This window comes from Lachnoanaerobaculum saburreum DSM 3986, from assembly GCF_000185385.1.
Lineage (GTDB): Bacteria > Bacillota > Clostridia > Lachnospirales > Lachnospiraceae > Lachnoanaerobaculum > Lachnoanaerobaculum saburreum.
The window spans coordinates 1-17,135 of the sequence record NZ_GL622296.1 but is presented as its reverse complement, the minus strand read 5'-3'; the positions used below and the strand labels follow the sequence as shown (position 1 = coordinate 17,135).

The following is a 17,135-nucleotide window of genomic DNA, read 5'->3' as shown; positions in this document are numbered from 1 at the left end:
GGGAGGTGTGAATGGATTCAGAAGACAGGAAAGCTGTTATTTTAAAAGCTATCATAAAGAATTATATGGAAACCGGTGAGCCGGTCGGTTCAAGAACTATTTCAAAGCTCCCTGAATTAAACTTAAGCTCTGCAACTATCAGAAATGAGATGAGCGACCTGGAGGAGATGGGTTATATTTTACAACCGCATACCTCGGCAGGGCGTATTCCTTCAGATAAGGGATATAGGTTCTATGTAGATGAGATACTTAGGGAGAAGCAGATAGAGACTGACGAATTCAAGGAGCTGATGTTCAAAAGGGTGGACAGATTGGAAACGCTCTTAAAACAGTTGGCAAAGATAATTGCAAGGGATACCAACTATGCCGCCATGATATCAGGACCGAGTATTCATTCAAATAAAGTCAAGTTTTTACAGCTCTCAAAGATAGACAGATTTAAGCTTTTGTTGGTTACGGTAGCTGAAGGAAATATTATCAATAACAGGATAATAGATATTGACAGTGAAATATCCGACAGTGAGATTTTAAATTTGAATCTGCTTATAAATACTTCTTTAAACGGACTCACTATAGAGGAAATAAATCTCGGCATTATGAATAAGTTGAGAGCTGATGCAGGGGTTTACGGTGATATAGTGGACAAGGTTTTACGAGAAGTGGCGGCGGTATTTGAAAGTGCTACCGACAACCTTGAGATATATACAAGCGGCACCACAAATATTTTCAAATATCCTGAGATTTCCGACAGGGAGAAGGCAAGTAGACTTGTAAATGCCTTTGAGGAAAAGGATAAGTTAAAGGAAATACTTTCAGATGTAAATGAAGGTTGTGAGAACGGTGTCAAGGTATATATAGGGAATGAAGTGCCGGTTTCAGATATGAAAGACCTTTCGGTAGTCACTGCCAATTATGAGATTGGTGAAGGGCTTCGAGGTACCATCGGTATAGTGGGACCGAAGAGAATGGACTATGAGAAGGTATTAAAGACTATAAGAACTGTAATGGCATCACTCGATGAACAGTTCAAAAATGATGAATAGAAGGAGAGGGCTGTGGAAGAAAAAGATTTAAAAAAAGAACAGGAAGAGAGTAAAGAGGTTTTGGAAGGCGAAGAAACGGTACAACCTGATTTGGAATCTGAAGAAACGCCTGAGGAGGCGGCTGCAAAGGCGGCGGCTATGGAAGCTGAAGTAAAAGAAGCCTTCAGTGATGAAAACCTTGAAGAAAAGCAGGATAAAAAAGATATTGCCATTGCGGATTTGACAGACAGACTTAAAAGAAGCATGGCGGAGTTTGACAATTTCAGAAAGCGAAGTGAAAAAGAAAAAGCGACCATGTTTGATATGGGTGTAGGAAGCATTGCGGAAAAGATTTTGCCGGTTGTTGACAATTTTGAGCGTGCAATGGCGGCGGCACCTAAGGAAGGAGACGGTAAGGCGTTTGCTGAAGGAATTGCAATGATATACAATCAATTAAAAAAGACTCTTGAGGATTTGGGAGTGAAGCCTATTGATTGTGTCGGACAGCCGTTTGACCCGAATTTTCACAATGCGGTGATGCATGTTGAAGATGAAAGTCTCGGTGAGAATGTCGTTGCAGAGGAACTTTTAAAGGGATATATGTATAAGGATAGTGTTCTTAGACATAGTATGGTAAAGGTTGCGAACTGATTTGACAACATATTTAATACTGTAAAAGGTGTTAAATATTTTATATAGATTAAATATTTTATTATTTGGAGGAAATTATAATGAGCAAGATTATCGGTATAGATTTAGGTACAACAAACAGCTGTGTAGCAGTTATGGAGGGTGGAAAGCCTGTAGTTATTCCAAACTCGGAAGGTTCAAGAACAACACCTTCAGTTGTAGCATTTACAAAGACAGGCGAGAGACTTATAGGTGAGCCTGCAAAACGTCAGGCGGTTACAAATGCCGACAGAACAATCTCTTCAATTAAGAGACATATGGGTACAGATTACAAGGTAACAATTGACGGTAAGTCATACACACCGCAGGAGATTTCAGCAATGATTCTTCAAAAGCTTAAGGCGGATGCGGAAAGCTATTTGGGTGAGAAGGTTACAGAGGCTGTTATCACGGTTCCTGCATATTTTAATGATGCACAGCGTCAGGCAACAAAGGATGCAGGTAAGATTGCAGGTCTTGACGTAAAGAGAATTATCAACGAGCCTACAGCGGCGGCATTGGCATACGGTCTTGACAATGATGCCGAGCAAAAGATTATGGTATACGACCTTGGCGGCGGTACATTTGATGTTTCAATCATTGAGATCGGTGAAGGTGTTATAGAAGTTTTGGCTACAAACGGTGATACACACTTAGGTGGTGACGACTTTGACAATAAGATTACTGAATGGCTTGTAAGTGAGTTCAAGAAGGCTGAGGGAGTAGATCTTTCAGCTGATAAGATGGCACTTCAGAGATTAAAAGAAGCTGCCGAGAAGGCTAAAAAAGAACTTTCAACATCAACAACTACAAATATCAATCTGCCTTTCATCACAGCTACAGCTGAGGGACCTAAGCATCTTGATATGACTCTTACAAGAGCCAAGTTTGATGAGCTTACACGTGACCTTATTGAGAAAACGGCAGTCCCTGTACAGAACGCACTTAAGGATGCAGGTATTACAGCAAGTGAGCTTGGTAAAGTATTGCTTGTAGGCGGTTCTACAAGAATGATCAACGCACAGGAGAAGGTAAAAGCTCTTACAGGTAAGGAGCCTTCAAAGAGTATTAACCCTGATGAGGGTGTTGCAATCGGTGCAAGTATACAGGGCGGTAAGCTTTCAGGTGATTCAGGTGCAGGAGATGTATTGCTTCTTGATGTTACTCCGCTTTCACTTTCAATTGAAACAATGGGCGGTGTAGCTACAAAGCTTATCGAGAGAAATACTACAATACCTACAAAGAAGAGCCAGATATTCTCTACAGCGGCAGACAATCAGGAAGCTGTTGATATCCATGTAGTACAGGGTGAGAGACAGTTTGCAAGAGATAATAAGACTCTGGGTCAGTTCAGACTTGACGGAATCCTTCCTGCAAAGAGAGGTGTTCCACAGATTGAAGTTACATTTGATATTGATGCAAACGGTATCGTCAATGTTTCTGCTAAGGACCTTGGAACAGGTAAGGAGCAGCATATCACAATCACATCAGGTTCAAATATGTCTGAGAGCGATATAGATAAGGCTGTAAAGGAAGCTGCCGAGTTTGAGGCTCAGGATAAGAAGAGAAAAGAAGGCATCGATGCAAGAAATGAGGCCGACTCTATGGTATTCCAGACAGAGAATGCACTTAAGGAAGTCGGAGAGAGTTTGGATGCAAGTGATAAGGCGGCAGTTGAGGCGGACCTTAATACACTTAAGGAAGCTATAAACAGAGCTCCAATCGATGCAATGACGGAAGATCAGGTAAATGATATCAAGGCAGGCAAAGAGAAGCTTATGGAAAGTGCTCAAAAACTGTTTGCAAAGGTATATGAGAAGTCGGGAGCACAGGGAGCAACAGGTGCCGGGGGTGCTGCACAGGCAGGCGGCGAGGCAACAGGCTCATCAAGTGATGATGACGTTATAGATGCTGATTACAAAGAGGTATAATAAGGAGAGCAAAGGATGGCAGAGAGTAAAAGAGATTACTATGAAGTACTCGGTGTTGACAAAAACGCTGATGACTCTGCAATAAAAAAAGCATATAGAGCGCTGGCAAAGAAGTATCATCCTGATGCAAATCCTAACAATCCTGAAGCTGAAAAAAAATTCAAAGAAGCCGGTGAGGCATATGCGGTACTAAGCGATCCTGAAAAGAGAAGACAGTATGACCAATTCGGTCATGCTGCCTTTGACGGTGGTGCAGGCGCAGGTGCCGGCGGTTTTGGAGGATTTGGAGGCTTTTCAAGCTTTGACTTCGGCGGTGATGATATCTTCGGTGACCTCTTTGGCGGAATGTTCGGTGGCGGAGGTACAGGTAGAACTGCAAGAAACGGTCCTATGAAGGGAGCCAATGTCGGAGTTACGGTAAGACTTACATTTGAAGAGGCTGTATTCGGATGTAAGAGGGAAGTTAAGATCAACTACAAGGACGAATGTCCTACCTGTCATGGAAGCGGTGCAAAGGCAGGTACTTCACCTACTACTTGTCCGAAATGTAACGGTAAGGGACAGATAAGATATTCACAGCAGACCATTTTCGGAACTATGCAGAATGTAAAGACATGTCCGGATTGTGGAGGCAGCGGAAAGATTATCAAGGATAAATGTCCTGACTGCCATGGAAACGGATATGTCCAGACCAAGAAGAACTTTGAGGTAAATATACCGGCAGGTGTGGATAACGGTATGTCTGTAAGAGTTGCAGGCGGAGGCGAGCCGGGAACAAACGGCGGACCCAGAGGCGATCTGCTTGTAGAGGTATTGGTAAGTCCACATCCTATATTCAAACGTCAGGACACAAATATATATTCTACAGTGCCGATCAGCTTTACAAAGGCTGCACTTGGAGGCAGTGTCAGAGTAAAGACTGTAGACGGTGAGGTGGATGTATCTGTTAAGGCGGGTACACAGACGGACAGCAGAGTCAGATTAAAGGGCAAGGGTGTTCCTTCTCTCAGAAATAAGAATGTGCGAGGCGACCACTACATCACTTTGGTGGTATCGGTGCCTACCAAGCTTACAAGAGAACAGAAGGCTGCACTTGAGGCTTTTGATGCTGCAATGAATAAGTAAATTAATGAATAAATAATTTGATAAAAACTGCGAGGGCGGCCTCGTGGTTTTTTTATGTTCATATTTGACGGAAATACTACTGTGAAGTATAATTTAGTACAGAATAAAGCTGATAACGAGGTGTATTTATGGGAAAAATTAAAGTTGAAAGATGTGATATAGAAGGACTCTGTGTAATCACTCCAACAGTATTTAAGGATGACAGGGGTTACTTTGTAGAGACATATAATAAAAATGATTTTGCAGAAGCCGGTTTGAACATGGAATTTGTGCAGGACAATCAGTCAAAATCATCTAAGGGAGTACTTCGCGGACTGCATTTTCAAAAGGAACATCCACAGGGTAAGCTTGTAAGAGTTCTAAGCGGTGAGGTTTATGATGTAGCGGTGGACTTAAGAAAAGACTCAAAGACATACGGCAAATATTTCGGTGTAATACTTTCAGATGAGAACAAGAAGCAGTTTTATATACCTGAAGGTTTTGCACATGGATTTGCAGTACTTTCCGACGAGGCTGTATTTGCATACAAATGCACCGACTTTTATCATCCTAATGATGAGGGCGGACTCAAGTATGATGATCCTGATATAGGTATTGACTGGCCGATAGAAGGATTAAAGCTTATAATGTCTGATAAGGATACAAAGTGGAAAGGACTGAAGGAGACATTCAAGTTCTAATAAAATAACGAATGGAAACGGATATGAATATAATATCGCTTATACGTGAAATACTGAAATCAAAAAATATTATATGGGATTTGGCAAAGGCCGATTTTAGGAAACGCTTTGTCGGGTCCTATTTTGGCGTGGCATGGATGTTTGTACAGCCTGTGGTCACGGTACTTATATACTTTTTGATTTTTCAAATGGGATTTAAAAGTGTGCCTCCGGTGCCGGAAGTTCCTTATGTAGTATGGCTTGTGCCGGGAATAGTGCCATGGTTTTTCTTTGCCGAAACACTTAACTTAGGTACGGCGGTACTTTCGGAATATAATTATCTTGTAAAAAAGGTAGTATTTAATGTTTCGATACTTCCGGTTATAAAGGTGATTTCATGCCTGATAGTACATGGAATCTTTGTGATAATAATGCTTGTAATGACATTGGCATTCGGCAGACTGCCGATGATTAGCTGGATCGGAATAATATATTACAGTTTCTGCCTCTCAGTGTTTGCGCTTGCAATTATATATATCACATGTGCAATCAATGTATTCTTTAAAGATATGGCACAGATAGTAGGTATTGCACTACAGTTCGGGATGTGGATGACACCGATTATGTGGGATCCTACAATGTTTAAGGATTTCCCGATAAAGGTGGAAAAAATAATGAAATTAAATCCTGTTTACTATGTGGTGGTGGGATATAGGGACAGTATCCTTAGAGGGAACTACTTTTTTGAGAGGCCGGGACTTACAATATACTTTTGGGCGGTTACCATAGTACTGTTATTTATCGGACTTAGACTTTTCAATAAGTTAAGACCACATTTTTCAGACGTATTATAAGGAGAAGTATGCAGAGCAATTTAGCAATAAATGTCTGTGATGTGACAAAAATTTACAGACTGTATGATAAGCCGATAGACAGGTTAAAGGAGAGTATTTCTCTTACACATAAAAAATATCATAAAGAGTTTTTTGCCTTGGATAAAATATCCTTTTGCGTGGAGAAAGGTTCTACAGTGGGCATTATCGGAACAAACGGTTCGGGAAAGTCCACTATACTGAAAATAATAACAGGTGTATTAAATCCCACCACAGGAAGTGTGGAAGTGGACGGAAATATATCCGCACTGTTGGAACTTGGGGCAGGTTTTAACATGGATTATACAGGTATTGAAAATATCTATATGAACGGCACTATGATGGGTTTTTCAAAAGCACAGATGGATGAAAAACTTGATGAGATACTTGAGTTTGCAGATATAGGTGACTTTGTATATCAACCTGTAAAGACCTATTCATCAGGTATGTTTGTGCGACTTGCCTTTGCACTTGCAATCAATGTAGAACCTGAAATATTGATAGTGGATGAGGCTCTTTCTGTAGGAGATGTTTTCTTTCAGGCCAAATGTTACAGGAGAATGGAAGAGATAAGAAAGACAGGTACAACAATACTTATGGTAACTCATGATATGGGAAGTGTAATAAAATACTGTGATAAGGTAATACTTCTTAATAAGGGAAAGTTCTTAGCAGAGGGTCCTGCCGGAGAAATGGTGGACTTGTATAAGAAAATACTGGCAGGAAGAATGGATGATCTTGAAGCGGATCTTGCAAAGAGACTTGACAGTAACTTTGCGGATATGATGGAATTAAACAATGATATCAATAAAACTCATGTAAAAGAACATGACGGTCTTATGAAGGAGAAGATGTCAATCAATCCGAATAAGACGGAGTATGGTGACGGCAGGGCAGAGATTTATGACCTTGGAATATTGGACTCCAAGGGTGAGTTGACCAATCTTTTGTTGAAAGGTGAAGAGTTTACAATCAGAGAGAAGATAAAATTCAATGCAAATATAGAGTCACCGATATTTACATTTACCATCAAGGACAAAAAAGGTACCGAACTTACAGGGACAAATACAATGTTTGAAGGTGTAGAGGTAAAACCTGTAAAGTCCGGAGATGATGCGGTGGTAGAGTTTAAGCAAAAGATGAACTTACAGGGTGGAGAGTATCTTCTAAGTATGAGCTGTACCGGTTTTGAGAACGGTACGCATGTGGTATACCACAGATTATATGATATTACATTCATTACAGTTATCTCAAATAAAAATACGGTAGGTGTCTATGATATGGAATCAAAAGTAAAGCTTACTCAAAACAGCAGATAATGGGAGAAAAAATGGGTCTTTTAGAACTTGCAAAAAAGTATGGAAAAGATGAATACAGACTTTTAAAGGAAAATCCGAGTCTTTATAATTTGTCATTCTTTTCGTCTCTGGCACTTGGAAATACAGAGTGGCTGAATATAGAGGGAAGGACATTATTTCTGGGAAGTCAGACGGCCATACTGGATGATTTGATTAAAAAATCGAAAGTATATATTTATGAAGAAGAGCTTGAAAAACTGGAAAGTATAAAAGCTGTTTTTGAAAACAATATAGAGTATATTTCAGCTTTTGAAAATATAGATTTTAATGAGTTTGATACAGTCATTGCCTATGGCGGAAATATGGTATCTAAGCTTATGAGCGTAAAAAAACCTGATAAAAAAATTGTGCTGGTCTTTGATAACAAGTACGGAATAAATTACTTTGAAGACGAGTTTGGTGATAAGGATGCACTGAGCGTAAAAGATGTGAGAAATTGGATTGGCAAGAGCAGCACATATTATCCGTATCCGAATTACAGGTATGTGTACAAGCTTTTTTCAGATAATAAGATGCCGGGTGCAGATGAACTTTCACAAATAAAGGCATATGATTATCCTAAGTTTGCATTTAAGGATATAGGAGAAAGATTTTGTGAAGCAGCAAAATCAAATGATTTTGACAGCTTTGCAAACTCATATGTCATAGTATCAGGTGGCAGTGAGGAAAATATATATATCAAATACAACAGAACCAGACTTCCGAAATATCAGATAAAGACGGAAATCAGACTTAGAGATAATAAAAAATATGTTGTAAAGTCCGCCCTTAAAAAAGAAGGCATTCCACATATCTTAGGTATGTATGATAAGGCGAAACTTATAAAAAATGACAATATAACGGTGCTTGAGGGAACTTTTAAAAATGCCGGAGAGATAAACTTCACATTTATTGAGGGAAAGTCTTTAAGTAATATATGTGTCGAGTGCATTGAATATAGCCCTGATACATTTATAAAGAGACTTGATGAGTATCTTGGTAAGATAATAGATAAAGATGCACTAAACCTTGATGCGATATTTGACAACTTTATTCTTGAAGGCGACAGATTGACAGCAATAGATTGTGAATGGGTATATGACAGCTCGATGGACTTTATAAAGGACAGAAAGAATTTTATAAAGTATCGTGCATTGCATAATTTTTATCAAAACAATGCAAAGAAGATTAAAGATAAGTTTAATCTGAATGAAGAGGAATTCTTATCAAAGTTTGAGATAGATGATATTGACGGATTTGATTTTATTGAAAGGCAGTTTCAAGAGTATATACATGGAGATTATCAGGAAGTATATCTTGGCAACTACTTTGTAGAAACTGTAAGTCGTGATACTTTAAATGAGGGGCTTATTGCACTTAAAGAGTTGCCGCCTGCAAAGAATAAGATAATTGAGCTTGATGCAATAAATCAGGACAGAGAGCTGGCTATAAGAGAGATGACAAGGCTGAAAACTCTGACAGATAATCATGTCAATAATCTGGGCATAATCATAGACAACTTAAGGCATGAGAATGAAGAGCTTGCAAAGACTTTAAATGTGTATAACGGCAATCTCTCCATACCGTTTAGAATCAGAAGAAAGCTCAGTACTATCTATAACAGAAAGTATCCTAAGGGAAGTGTTGAGAGAAAGAAGTTAAACTATAGGATAATGAGCATTATTCATCCTATAAAGTATTTTAGACTGACACATTCAAAAGCGGGAAAGAATCTGATTGAGGGTGAATTTAAGATAGGCGATATATACAGAGAAAAGGGTAAGCTGAATTTTCCATATGTGGAAAATCCGAAGGTAAGTATTATAATACCTGTATACAACCAGATTCATTATACATATGCCTGTCTTGCATCAATACTTGAAAATACCGATGAATACAGTTATGAGATAATCATTGCGGATGATGTTTCAACAGATGCAACAATTGAAATAGATAAGTTTGTATCGGGGCTTGTAGTTGCAAGAAATGAAACCAATCAAGGCTTTTTAAAAAATTGCAATAATGCTGCAAGAAAAGCAAGAGGAGAATATATATTTTTCTTAAACAATGATACGACAGTGGAAAAGAATTGGCTTCCTCCACTTATAAAGCTGCTTGAGTCCGATGAGGGTATCGGTATGGTAGGCTCCAAGCTTATATATCCTGATGGCAGACTTCAAGAGGCGGGAGGCATTATATGGAGTGACGGCAGCGGATGGAACTACGGCAGATGTGATGACCCAAATAAGCCTGAGTACAACTATGTAAGAGATGTGGACTATATATCAGGTGCCGCGATAATGCTTAGCAGAAAACTTTGGGAAGAGATAGGCGGATTTGATACAAGATATGCACCTGCCTACTGTGAAGATTCTGACCTTGCATTTGAGGTAAGAAAAAGAAATCTTAGAGTGGTATATCAGCCTCTTAGCGTAGTGGTTCATTTTGAGGGTGTGTCAAACGGCACTGATGTCAACGGTACGGGGCTTAAGAGATATCAGGTGGAGAACAATAAAAAGCTTCAGGAAAAGTGGAGCTGTGAGTTTAAAAATCAATATGACAATGTTGGTGTGCCGAATGCCTTCAGAGCCAGAGAAAGAAGCAGAGGAAAAAAGGTTATTTTGTTTGTGGATCACTATGTGCCTACATTTGACAAGGATGCCGGCTCAAAGACTACATTTCAGTATATAAAGATGTTTATTGAAAGAGGATATGTGGTGAAATTCCTACCTGACAATTTTGCCAAGTCGGAGCCGTACACTACCGTATTGGAGCAGATGGGAGTTGAGGTACTCTACGGCAATGAGATGATGACAAATATCTTTGAGTGGATAAAAAACAATCAGTCAAATATTGATATTGCCTACCTTAACAGACCGCATATTGCAACAAAATATATTGATTTCATCAAGGAAAATACGGATATTAAGGTTATATACTATGGTCATGATTTACATTTTCTGCGTGAGAGGCGTGAGTATGAGCTTACCGGGGATGTGGAGAGAAAGAATGCAAGTGCATACTGGAAGAGTATGGAGCTTGATATAATGAGAAAGGCAAGCATAAGCTACTATCCGTCAAATGTAGAGGTGGACTATATACATACCTTTGATAAGAAGATAAATGCCAAGGCAATCACCGCCTATGTCTTTGATAAGTTTATGGATATAGATTACAATCCTGATATCAGAGAGGGCGTATTGTTTGTCGGAGGATTCTCACATCCGCCGAATGCGGATGCTCTAAAGTATTTCCTTGATAATATGTGGGATGATATATACGCACAGATAAAAGCACCGTTTTATATAGTCGGCTCCAATGCTACAGATGAGATCAAGGCAATGCACAATGAGGCAAAGGGTATTATCTTTAAGGGTTTTGTCAGTGAGGAGGAACTTAAAGAGCTATATGAGAAGGTGAGGCTTGTAGTAGTACCTCTAAGATATGGAGCAGGAGTAAAGGGCAAGGTAATAGAGGCACTCTACTACGGCGACCCGGTAATCACAACAAGTGTAGGTGCGGAGGGCATTGACAACTCATATAATCAGATGCTTGTAGCGGATGAGTCGAGCGAGTTTATAAAAAAGTGCGTTGCACTCTATATCAATAAGCAAGCTCTAAAGAATATGCACCAAGAAGCGATAGAGTATGTAAAGAATAAGCACAGTATAGATGCTGTGTGGAAGATAATAAGAGAAGATTTTTAAAAGAAAGAGGTAGGGCTGTTGCGATGCAACAGCCCCTTTAATATGGTATAGCATCATAGAAGAGTGAATTGTATATAATTTTCAGATAATTAAAATAATATATACAATTAAAACAGATATAAATATAAAGTAAAAGATAATAATAAAATAAAATATAGTTTTAAAATAATTTTTTTTAAAATAGTATTGACAATAAGAAAAAATCTGATATACTATAGACATAAACAAAAAAGAATATATTCTTAGAAAGTTTGATGAACGCATCCACGAGGAGAAAGCAAAAAGATTTGCTAAGTGGAAATTTATGAAAGGAGGTACAGTCCAAAGAAAACTTAAGTAATGATTAGACTTTGATCTGATCCGGAACCTATAAGAAGATTATTTAGATAATATATTATTGAAAACTCTAAAAAGTTACTATCTGAAAAATCGGTTAGGATAGTATTCGTATAAGTCTTATGACGAGAAAGTAGGGTTCATACGAGAGGTAGACCGTGTAGATAGATTGATAACAACCATGTATTAGAAGTGAAAGGAAACTTATAGGAGGATAAATTTTAAAAACTGAATAGAGATGAATATACCGGATGTCAATATTTTTTAAATGGCATTGGATATAGAAAAACTGGTTTTTTAGAAAGAGAGGATTAGTCCATTGGAGCCAGGAACGTGTTGAAGAGAGCATTAATGTGAAAGGTTAATGCTCTCTTCTTATTTTGTGCTATAGAACCTTTTTAAAGGGGCTTACACAAAGCGTGCAGCCCCTTTTATTATGCTCCCATTATTTCCTTGGTTTCTATTGTGAATTTGCCGTCATCATCTACATTCATAACCATGTATGTAGGGATATGGCCTGCCTGCCTTGGATAGCCGAGTGAACCGGGATTTAGGACAGTCACTCCGTCTATAGTCTTTAGATATGGTCTGTGAGTATGTCCGAACATTGCAAAGTCACAACCTCTTGAGATTGCCTCATCTTTTAATATTTCGACACCCATGCTTACGCCATATTGGTGGCCATGGACAAGAAGTGCCTTGTGATTCTTTATACTGATTTCTTTTTCTCTGGGAAGTTGTGAAAAGAAATCATTGTTTCCCTGTACCATAAGACAGGAACATGTCGGGTCAAGCATTAGGCTGATCTTGGTTTCACTGCCTTCACCGTCACCCAGGTGGATGAACATATCAAAAGGCTTTTCTATTGATATTACTTTCTTCAAAATATCATCCACTCTATGTGTATCACTAACAATCAATATTTTCATAGTTTTCCTCTAGTTTTTGCTTCATTGCTATAAGTGCTTTACCTCTGTGGCTTATCTTATTTTTCTCTTCAGGACTTATTTCGGCACTTGTTTTATTATATTCGGGTAAGTAAAGTATCGGATCATATCCGAAGCCGCTTGTTCCCAAGATATAGTCAGCTATCAGACCTTCCATAATTCCTTCAGTAAATATCGTACTGCCGTCCTCAAGTATAGCACAAATACAGGCTCTGAATCTTGCACTTCTTTCAGTACCTTTGGCATTATGTAGTCTTTCAATAATATTTTGATTCTTTACAGTATAGGAGGTATCCTCACCCATATATCTTGATGAGTACACTCCGGGTTCGCCACCGATATAGTCTACTTCAAGCCCTGAATCGTCAGACAGCACTATTCCGCCTGTAATATTCCAAATGGCTTTGGCCTTTATATAGGCGTTTTCCTTGAATGTGGTTCCGGTTTCTTCAATATCAAGTGATATACCTGCCTCTTTTGCAGAGATTATATCAAATGTAGGCAAAATAGCTCTGATTTCTTCTAATTTATGTTGATTTCCGGTTGCAAAAATAATTCTTTTCATATGCACAACAACCTCTATTTATTTTTCTTAGGTGGACGAGGACCCATATATTGATAAAATCTTGTTTGCAGCATACCGTTGTAAATCTTTCGATTTTTGTCAGGCTCTTTGCCGATATATTTACAGGCATCATTATATGAAGTTATAAGATAAAGTGACCAGGAGTCAAGATTTGCATACCTCTCACCCAGTGATTTGTATATAGCCGGGAGATTTTCCTTTTCTTCAAGTCTTTCTCCATAAGGCGGATTCGTAATGATAAAGCCGTATTTTTTGGGATGTGAAAGATTTGAAACATCTCTGCACTGGAGGTGCAACATATCTGTGACACCGGCTCTTGCGGCATTGCTTCTGGCCGCCTCTACAATATTTCTGTCAATATCATAGCCTTGAATATCTGTATCGGTATCGATATATACCATTTCTTTAGCTTCTTCATAAGTATTATCCCAAACTTTTTTTGGAATAAGATTTGACCATTTACCGCTTAAGAATCCTCTCCTTAGTCCGGGGGCAATATTGGCGGCTATCATAGCTGCCTCTATAACAAATGTGCCGCTTCCACAAAAAGGATCTACCAGTATCCTGCCCTTTTTCCATGGAGTAAGCATAATAAGTGCGGCTGCAAGAGTCTCTGTGATAGGAGCCTTGGCAGTCATTGTTCTATAACCTCTTTTGTGAAGTGATACGCCGGTAGTATCAAGACCGATAGTGACTATATCTTTATTTATAGAAACTCGAAGCGGATAATCGGCACCGGTTTCTTCAAACCATTCTTTTTTATAGATACGCTTAAGTCTTTCAACAATTGCTTTCTTTACGATTGACTGAATATCGGAGGGAGAAAACAACTTGCTTTTTACGGAGGTGGCTTTACTGACCCAAAACTTTCCGTCAGCAGGTATATATTCTTCCCATGGGATATCCGCAACCCGGTCAAACAATTCACTAAAAGATATTGCCTTAAACTGTGCAATATTGATTAATACTCTTTCCGCAGTTCTAAGCCACATATTAGCTCTGGCAACGGCTTCATCATCACCTTCAAAGTACACTCTTCCGTCCTCTACTTTTGTGATATCATAACCTATATCTATGACTTCTTTTTTAAGAACAGCTTCAAGACCGAAGTGGCATGGTGCATATAGCTCAAATATCTTTTTCAAGTTTTATCTCCTTTAATACATTGCCGTTAAAGTCATATATGGTAAAAATATCATTATCAAGTATTGCATAGGAATTAGGATTTTGTTCCTTTGGCAGTGATGCTGATCCCGGATTCAGTATATAGATACCGTCTACTTTTTTTGCTATCGGGAGATGTACATGACCATATATGAATGCACTTCCTTTGGCAAGATTCGGCATATGTTCCTCACCATAGATATGTCCATGTGTTATAAAGAAGTAGATATCATTAAATATACCGATACAGTAGTCGGCTTGCATAGGAAAATCCAAAACCATCTGATCAACTTCAGAATCACAGTTTCCTCTGACCGCAATAATATCATCTTTGAATTCATTGAGCAGTGTAAAGACTTCTTTCGGACAGTAGTCTTTCGGTAAGTCATTTCTTGGACCATGGTATAGAAGGTCACCAAGCAGTATCAGCTTTGAAGCATTACTTTCCTTGTACTTTTCAATAATCTTCTTTGTATAAAATGATGAGCCATGAATATCTGATGCAAAAAAATATCTCATATTATGCTTCCTGCTGTCTGAAATCAATTGTCTGTGTAGCGGCATCCATAGAATCTACTATTGCAAGTGATTCAAGGTGAAAACCTAAGTTTCTTATAGCACGACCTCCGCTCTGGAAGCCCTTTTCGATTGCAATACCTATACCCTCTATATCGGCACCTGACTCATTAACTATAGAGATAAGTCCCTGTAATGCACAGCCGTTTGCAAGGAAGTCGTCAATGATAAGTACTCTGTCATTTGGACTTAAGAACTTCTTTGAAACAATTACCTGATTCTTGCATTTATGTGTAAAGCTTTCCACTTCTGCGGTATACATATCTCCATCAATATTGATGGATTTTGATTTTTTGGCAAATACTACAGGTACATCAAATTCCAATGCGACTATAGCCGCAATGCCTATGCCTGAAGACTCTATTGTCAAAATCTTGTTTATATCTTTGGAAGCAAACTTTGACTTAAACTCCTTTGCCATCTCTAAAAAGAGTTGTATATCCATCTGATGGTTTAAAAAGGAATCCACTTTTAAGACATTGCCCTCTTTGATAACTCCATCTTTTCTGATACGCTCTTCTAACAGTTTCATGAAAAATCCTCTCCTAAAAAACACATAAGTGTTTATCTTGTAAGCATCAGCATCTCAAGTGCCAGCTTATCGTTAATATTACCTTGTTTTATAGCTTCCTCCAACTCAATTGCATTTTTTACATATGACAAAAGCATAGCCATATCAAAACCTCTTGCCCTGCGCATCAGATTCTTGACCACATACGGATTTAATTTCATACTTGAGATTATATCCTTTTCACTAAAACCGGCTGTTGCCAATTCTTTGATTTGCAAGAGTTGGTTAAACTGTCTTGTGATGAGAATCATTATCTTCAGTGGAGGTTCCTTTAAAGCGACCAAATCTTCATATATATCCAATGCATCCTGTATCTTATTGTTGGTAATTGATTTTACCAATTCAAAGATTCTATTGGTCAGACTTATACTTGTTACAGCAATTATATCTTCCTCTTCTATAATATCTTTGTCAAGGGTAAATGACAACAGCTTATCCAATTCGCTCTTTAGTCTTTCCATATCATTCCCGACTCTGGCGATAAAGAGGTTCATATTTGAAACGGTAATCTTTTTACCGGATTTATTTATGATATTACCTGTCCAGTTCATCAGTTCATCATTGGTAGGATGATTCAGTTCTGTAATATATCCCAGTTCTTTTACCTTTTTGTAGAGCTTGGAGCGTTTATCCAAGTCCTTTTCCACAAAAATGATTTTTGTGCTATCAGGCTTGGCTGATATATAGTTTAAAAATTTTTCGTTGCCTGATTTGAACCATAGACTTTCTTCTATAAGAATACATCGATATTCTGAAAAGAAAGGAAGAGTATTGGCAAATTCGATAACAACGTCTACATCTATTCCTTTTCCCTCAAAATAAGCAAAGTTCATTTGGTCTTCACCTACAATAGCTGATTTAAGCCTTTTCTTATAGCTGTTCTTCAAAAATTCATCATCACCTGACAGTACATAAATGCCTTTGAATGTGGAAGTTTTCAAATCATTATTTAATACTTTCATGTGGAAGATTATAACATGAATGAGAAAAAGGCTCCAGTGTAAACTGAGAGTATTTCAGCAAAATGTGGCTTAAGTTAGGTTTGACAAACCTTTAAAAATATTTTTAAAAAGTTATTGACAGAGTATGAGATAAAGTATATACTACATTCACCGCTTTTGAGGCGGACAAATTTTTAAAGGAAAATCAAAATTTTTGAAATAAAAAATTAAAAAAGTTATTGACAAAGATTTAAGAATTTGGTATTATACAAAAGTTGCTCAAGGAGAGCAAACAGGCTTAAAGAAAACTTTTGAAAATAACTTAAAAAGTTGTTGACAAGATAAAATGAGCTTGATATAATACACAGGCTGTTTTGAAACAGCAATAATGAACCTTGATAATTTAAGATTAAACAGTACACACAACCCTGAAAATTTGCATATTTCGCATATTTTTCTTAATGAAAGTGAGCGTAAGCGAAACTTGAATTTAGAAAAATAGCGCACCTCGTCGAGCGTAGCGAGACGACGGTGTTACATATAATATAAATATGATGAAGTTTCAGATGCATTTTTACTTGATATAAATAAGCAAAAGTTTGTTTCATATCTTAGTAAAATATAAGTTCTTAGCATAAGTAAAACTAGTGCGACAGAACAACCTTAAAACAGTAGATCTGTGAAAACAGATA

At 38.0% G+C, this 17,135-nt stretch carries 14 protein-coding genes; 8 read left to right on the top strand and 6 right to left on the bottom strand.

Going from position 1 to position 17,135, the window contains the following annotated elements; genetic code table 11:
• The first annotated feature begins 11 nt into the window (after positions 1–11).
• The 8 genes from hrcA (at position 12) to HMPREF0381_RS00035 (ending at position 11,322) form a co-directional block, all read left to right on the top strand.
• On the top strand, positions 12–1,043 hold the full coding sequence (hrcA, locus tag HMPREF0381_RS00070) for a heat-inducible transcriptional repressor HrcA (protein ID WP_008749789.1): 1,032 nt from the start codon (positions 12–14) through the stop codon (positions 1,041–1,043).
• 12 nt (positions 1,044–1,055) lie between these two features.
• On the top strand, positions 1,056–1,673 hold the full coding sequence (gene grpE / locus HMPREF0381_RS00065) for a nucleotide exchange factor GrpE (RefSeq protein ID WP_008749788.1): 618 nt from the start codon (positions 1,056–1,058) through the stop codon (positions 1,671–1,673).
• An 80-nt stretch (positions 1,674–1,753) separates the two neighbouring features.
• Positions 1,754–3,622, top strand: a complete 1,869-nt coding sequence (gene dnaK, locus HMPREF0381_RS00060; protein WP_008749787.1) for a molecular chaperone DnaK — start codon at positions 1,754–1,756, stop codon at positions 3,620–3,622.
• Between the two features lie 15 nt (positions 3,623–3,637).
• Entirely contained in the window at positions 3,638–4,747 is a 1,110-nt protein-coding gene (gene dnaJ, locus HMPREF0381_RS00055; RefSeq protein WP_008749786.1) for a molecular chaperone DnaJ, read from the top strand.
• 128 nt (positions 4,748–4,875) lie between these two features.
• On the top strand, positions 4,876–5,427 hold the full coding sequence (gene rfbC, locus HMPREF0381_RS00050; RefSeq protein WP_008749785.1) for a dTDP-4-dehydrorhamnose 3,5-epimerase: 552 nt from the start codon (positions 4,876–4,878) through the stop codon (positions 5,425–5,427).
• An 11-nt stretch (positions 5,428–5,438) separates the two neighbouring features.
• Positions 5,439–6,260: an ABC transporter permease gene (locus HMPREF0381_RS00045; RefSeq protein WP_008749784.1), complete on the top strand. Its 822-nt coding sequence runs from the start codon at positions 5,439–5,441 to the stop codon at positions 6,258–6,260.
• Positions 6,261–6,268: 8 nt separating this feature from the next.
• Positions 6,269–7,597, top strand: coding sequence for an ABC transporter ATP-binding protein (locus tag HMPREF0381_RS00040; protein ID WP_008749783.1), 1,329 nt, complete (start codon positions 6,269–6,271; stop codon positions 7,595–7,597).
• Positions 7,598–7,608: 11 nt separating this feature from the next.
• Positions 7,609–11,322, top strand: a complete 3,714-nt coding sequence (locus HMPREF0381_RS00035) for a glycosyltransferase (protein WP_040461574.1) — start codon at positions 7,609–7,611, stop codon at positions 11,320–11,322.
• Positions 11,323–12,092: 770 nt separating this feature from the next.
• On the opposite strand, the gene HMPREF0381_RS00030 is transcribed toward HMPREF0381_RS00035, so the two are convergent.
• From HMPREF0381_RS00030 to holA, 6 genes are read right to left on the bottom strand one after another with little or no spacing between them, the layout of a single operon-like run.
• The gene (locus tag HMPREF0381_RS00030) at positions 12,093–12,587 is read right to left on the bottom strand and encodes a YfcE family phosphodiesterase (RefSeq protein WP_008749780.1); all 495 of its coding nucleotides are present in this window, start codon (positions 12,585–12,587) and stop codon (positions 12,093–12,095) included.
• Entirely contained in the window at positions 12,568–13,170 is a 603-nt protein-coding gene (rdgB, locus tag HMPREF0381_RS00025; protein ID WP_008749779.1) for an RdgB/HAM1 family non-canonical purine NTP pyrophosphatase, read from the bottom strand. Before rdgB ends, HMPREF0381_RS00030 begins: the two co-directional genes overlap by 20 nt.
• Before the next feature lie 14 nt (positions 13,171–13,184).
• On the bottom strand, positions 13,185–14,336 hold the full coding sequence (locus tag HMPREF0381_RS00020) for a THUMP domain-containing class I SAM-dependent RNA methyltransferase (protein WP_008749778.1): 1,152 nt from the start codon (positions 14,334–14,336) through the stop codon (positions 13,185–13,187).
• Positions 14,320–14,874, bottom strand: a complete 555-nt coding sequence (gene yfcE, locus HMPREF0381_RS00015) for a phosphodiesterase (protein WP_008749777.1) — start codon at positions 14,872–14,874, stop codon at positions 14,320–14,322. The genes HMPREF0381_RS00020 and yfcE overlap by 17 nt, the downstream gene beginning before the upstream one ends.
• A gap of 1 nt (position 14,875) precedes the next feature.
• Positions 14,876–15,463 carry a xanthine phosphoribosyltransferase gene (locus HMPREF0381_RS00010; RefSeq protein WP_008749776.1) on the bottom strand — a complete coding sequence of 196 codons (588 nt, stop codon included), beginning with the start codon at positions 15,461–15,463 and terminating at the stop codon, positions 14,876–14,878.
• 32 nt (positions 15,464–15,495) lie between these two features.
• Positions 15,496–16,464, bottom strand: coding sequence for a DNA polymerase III subunit delta (gene holA, locus HMPREF0381_RS00005; RefSeq protein WP_008749775.1), 969 nt, complete (start codon positions 16,462–16,464; stop codon positions 15,496–15,498).
• Positions 16,465–17,135 lie beyond the last annotated feature (671 nt).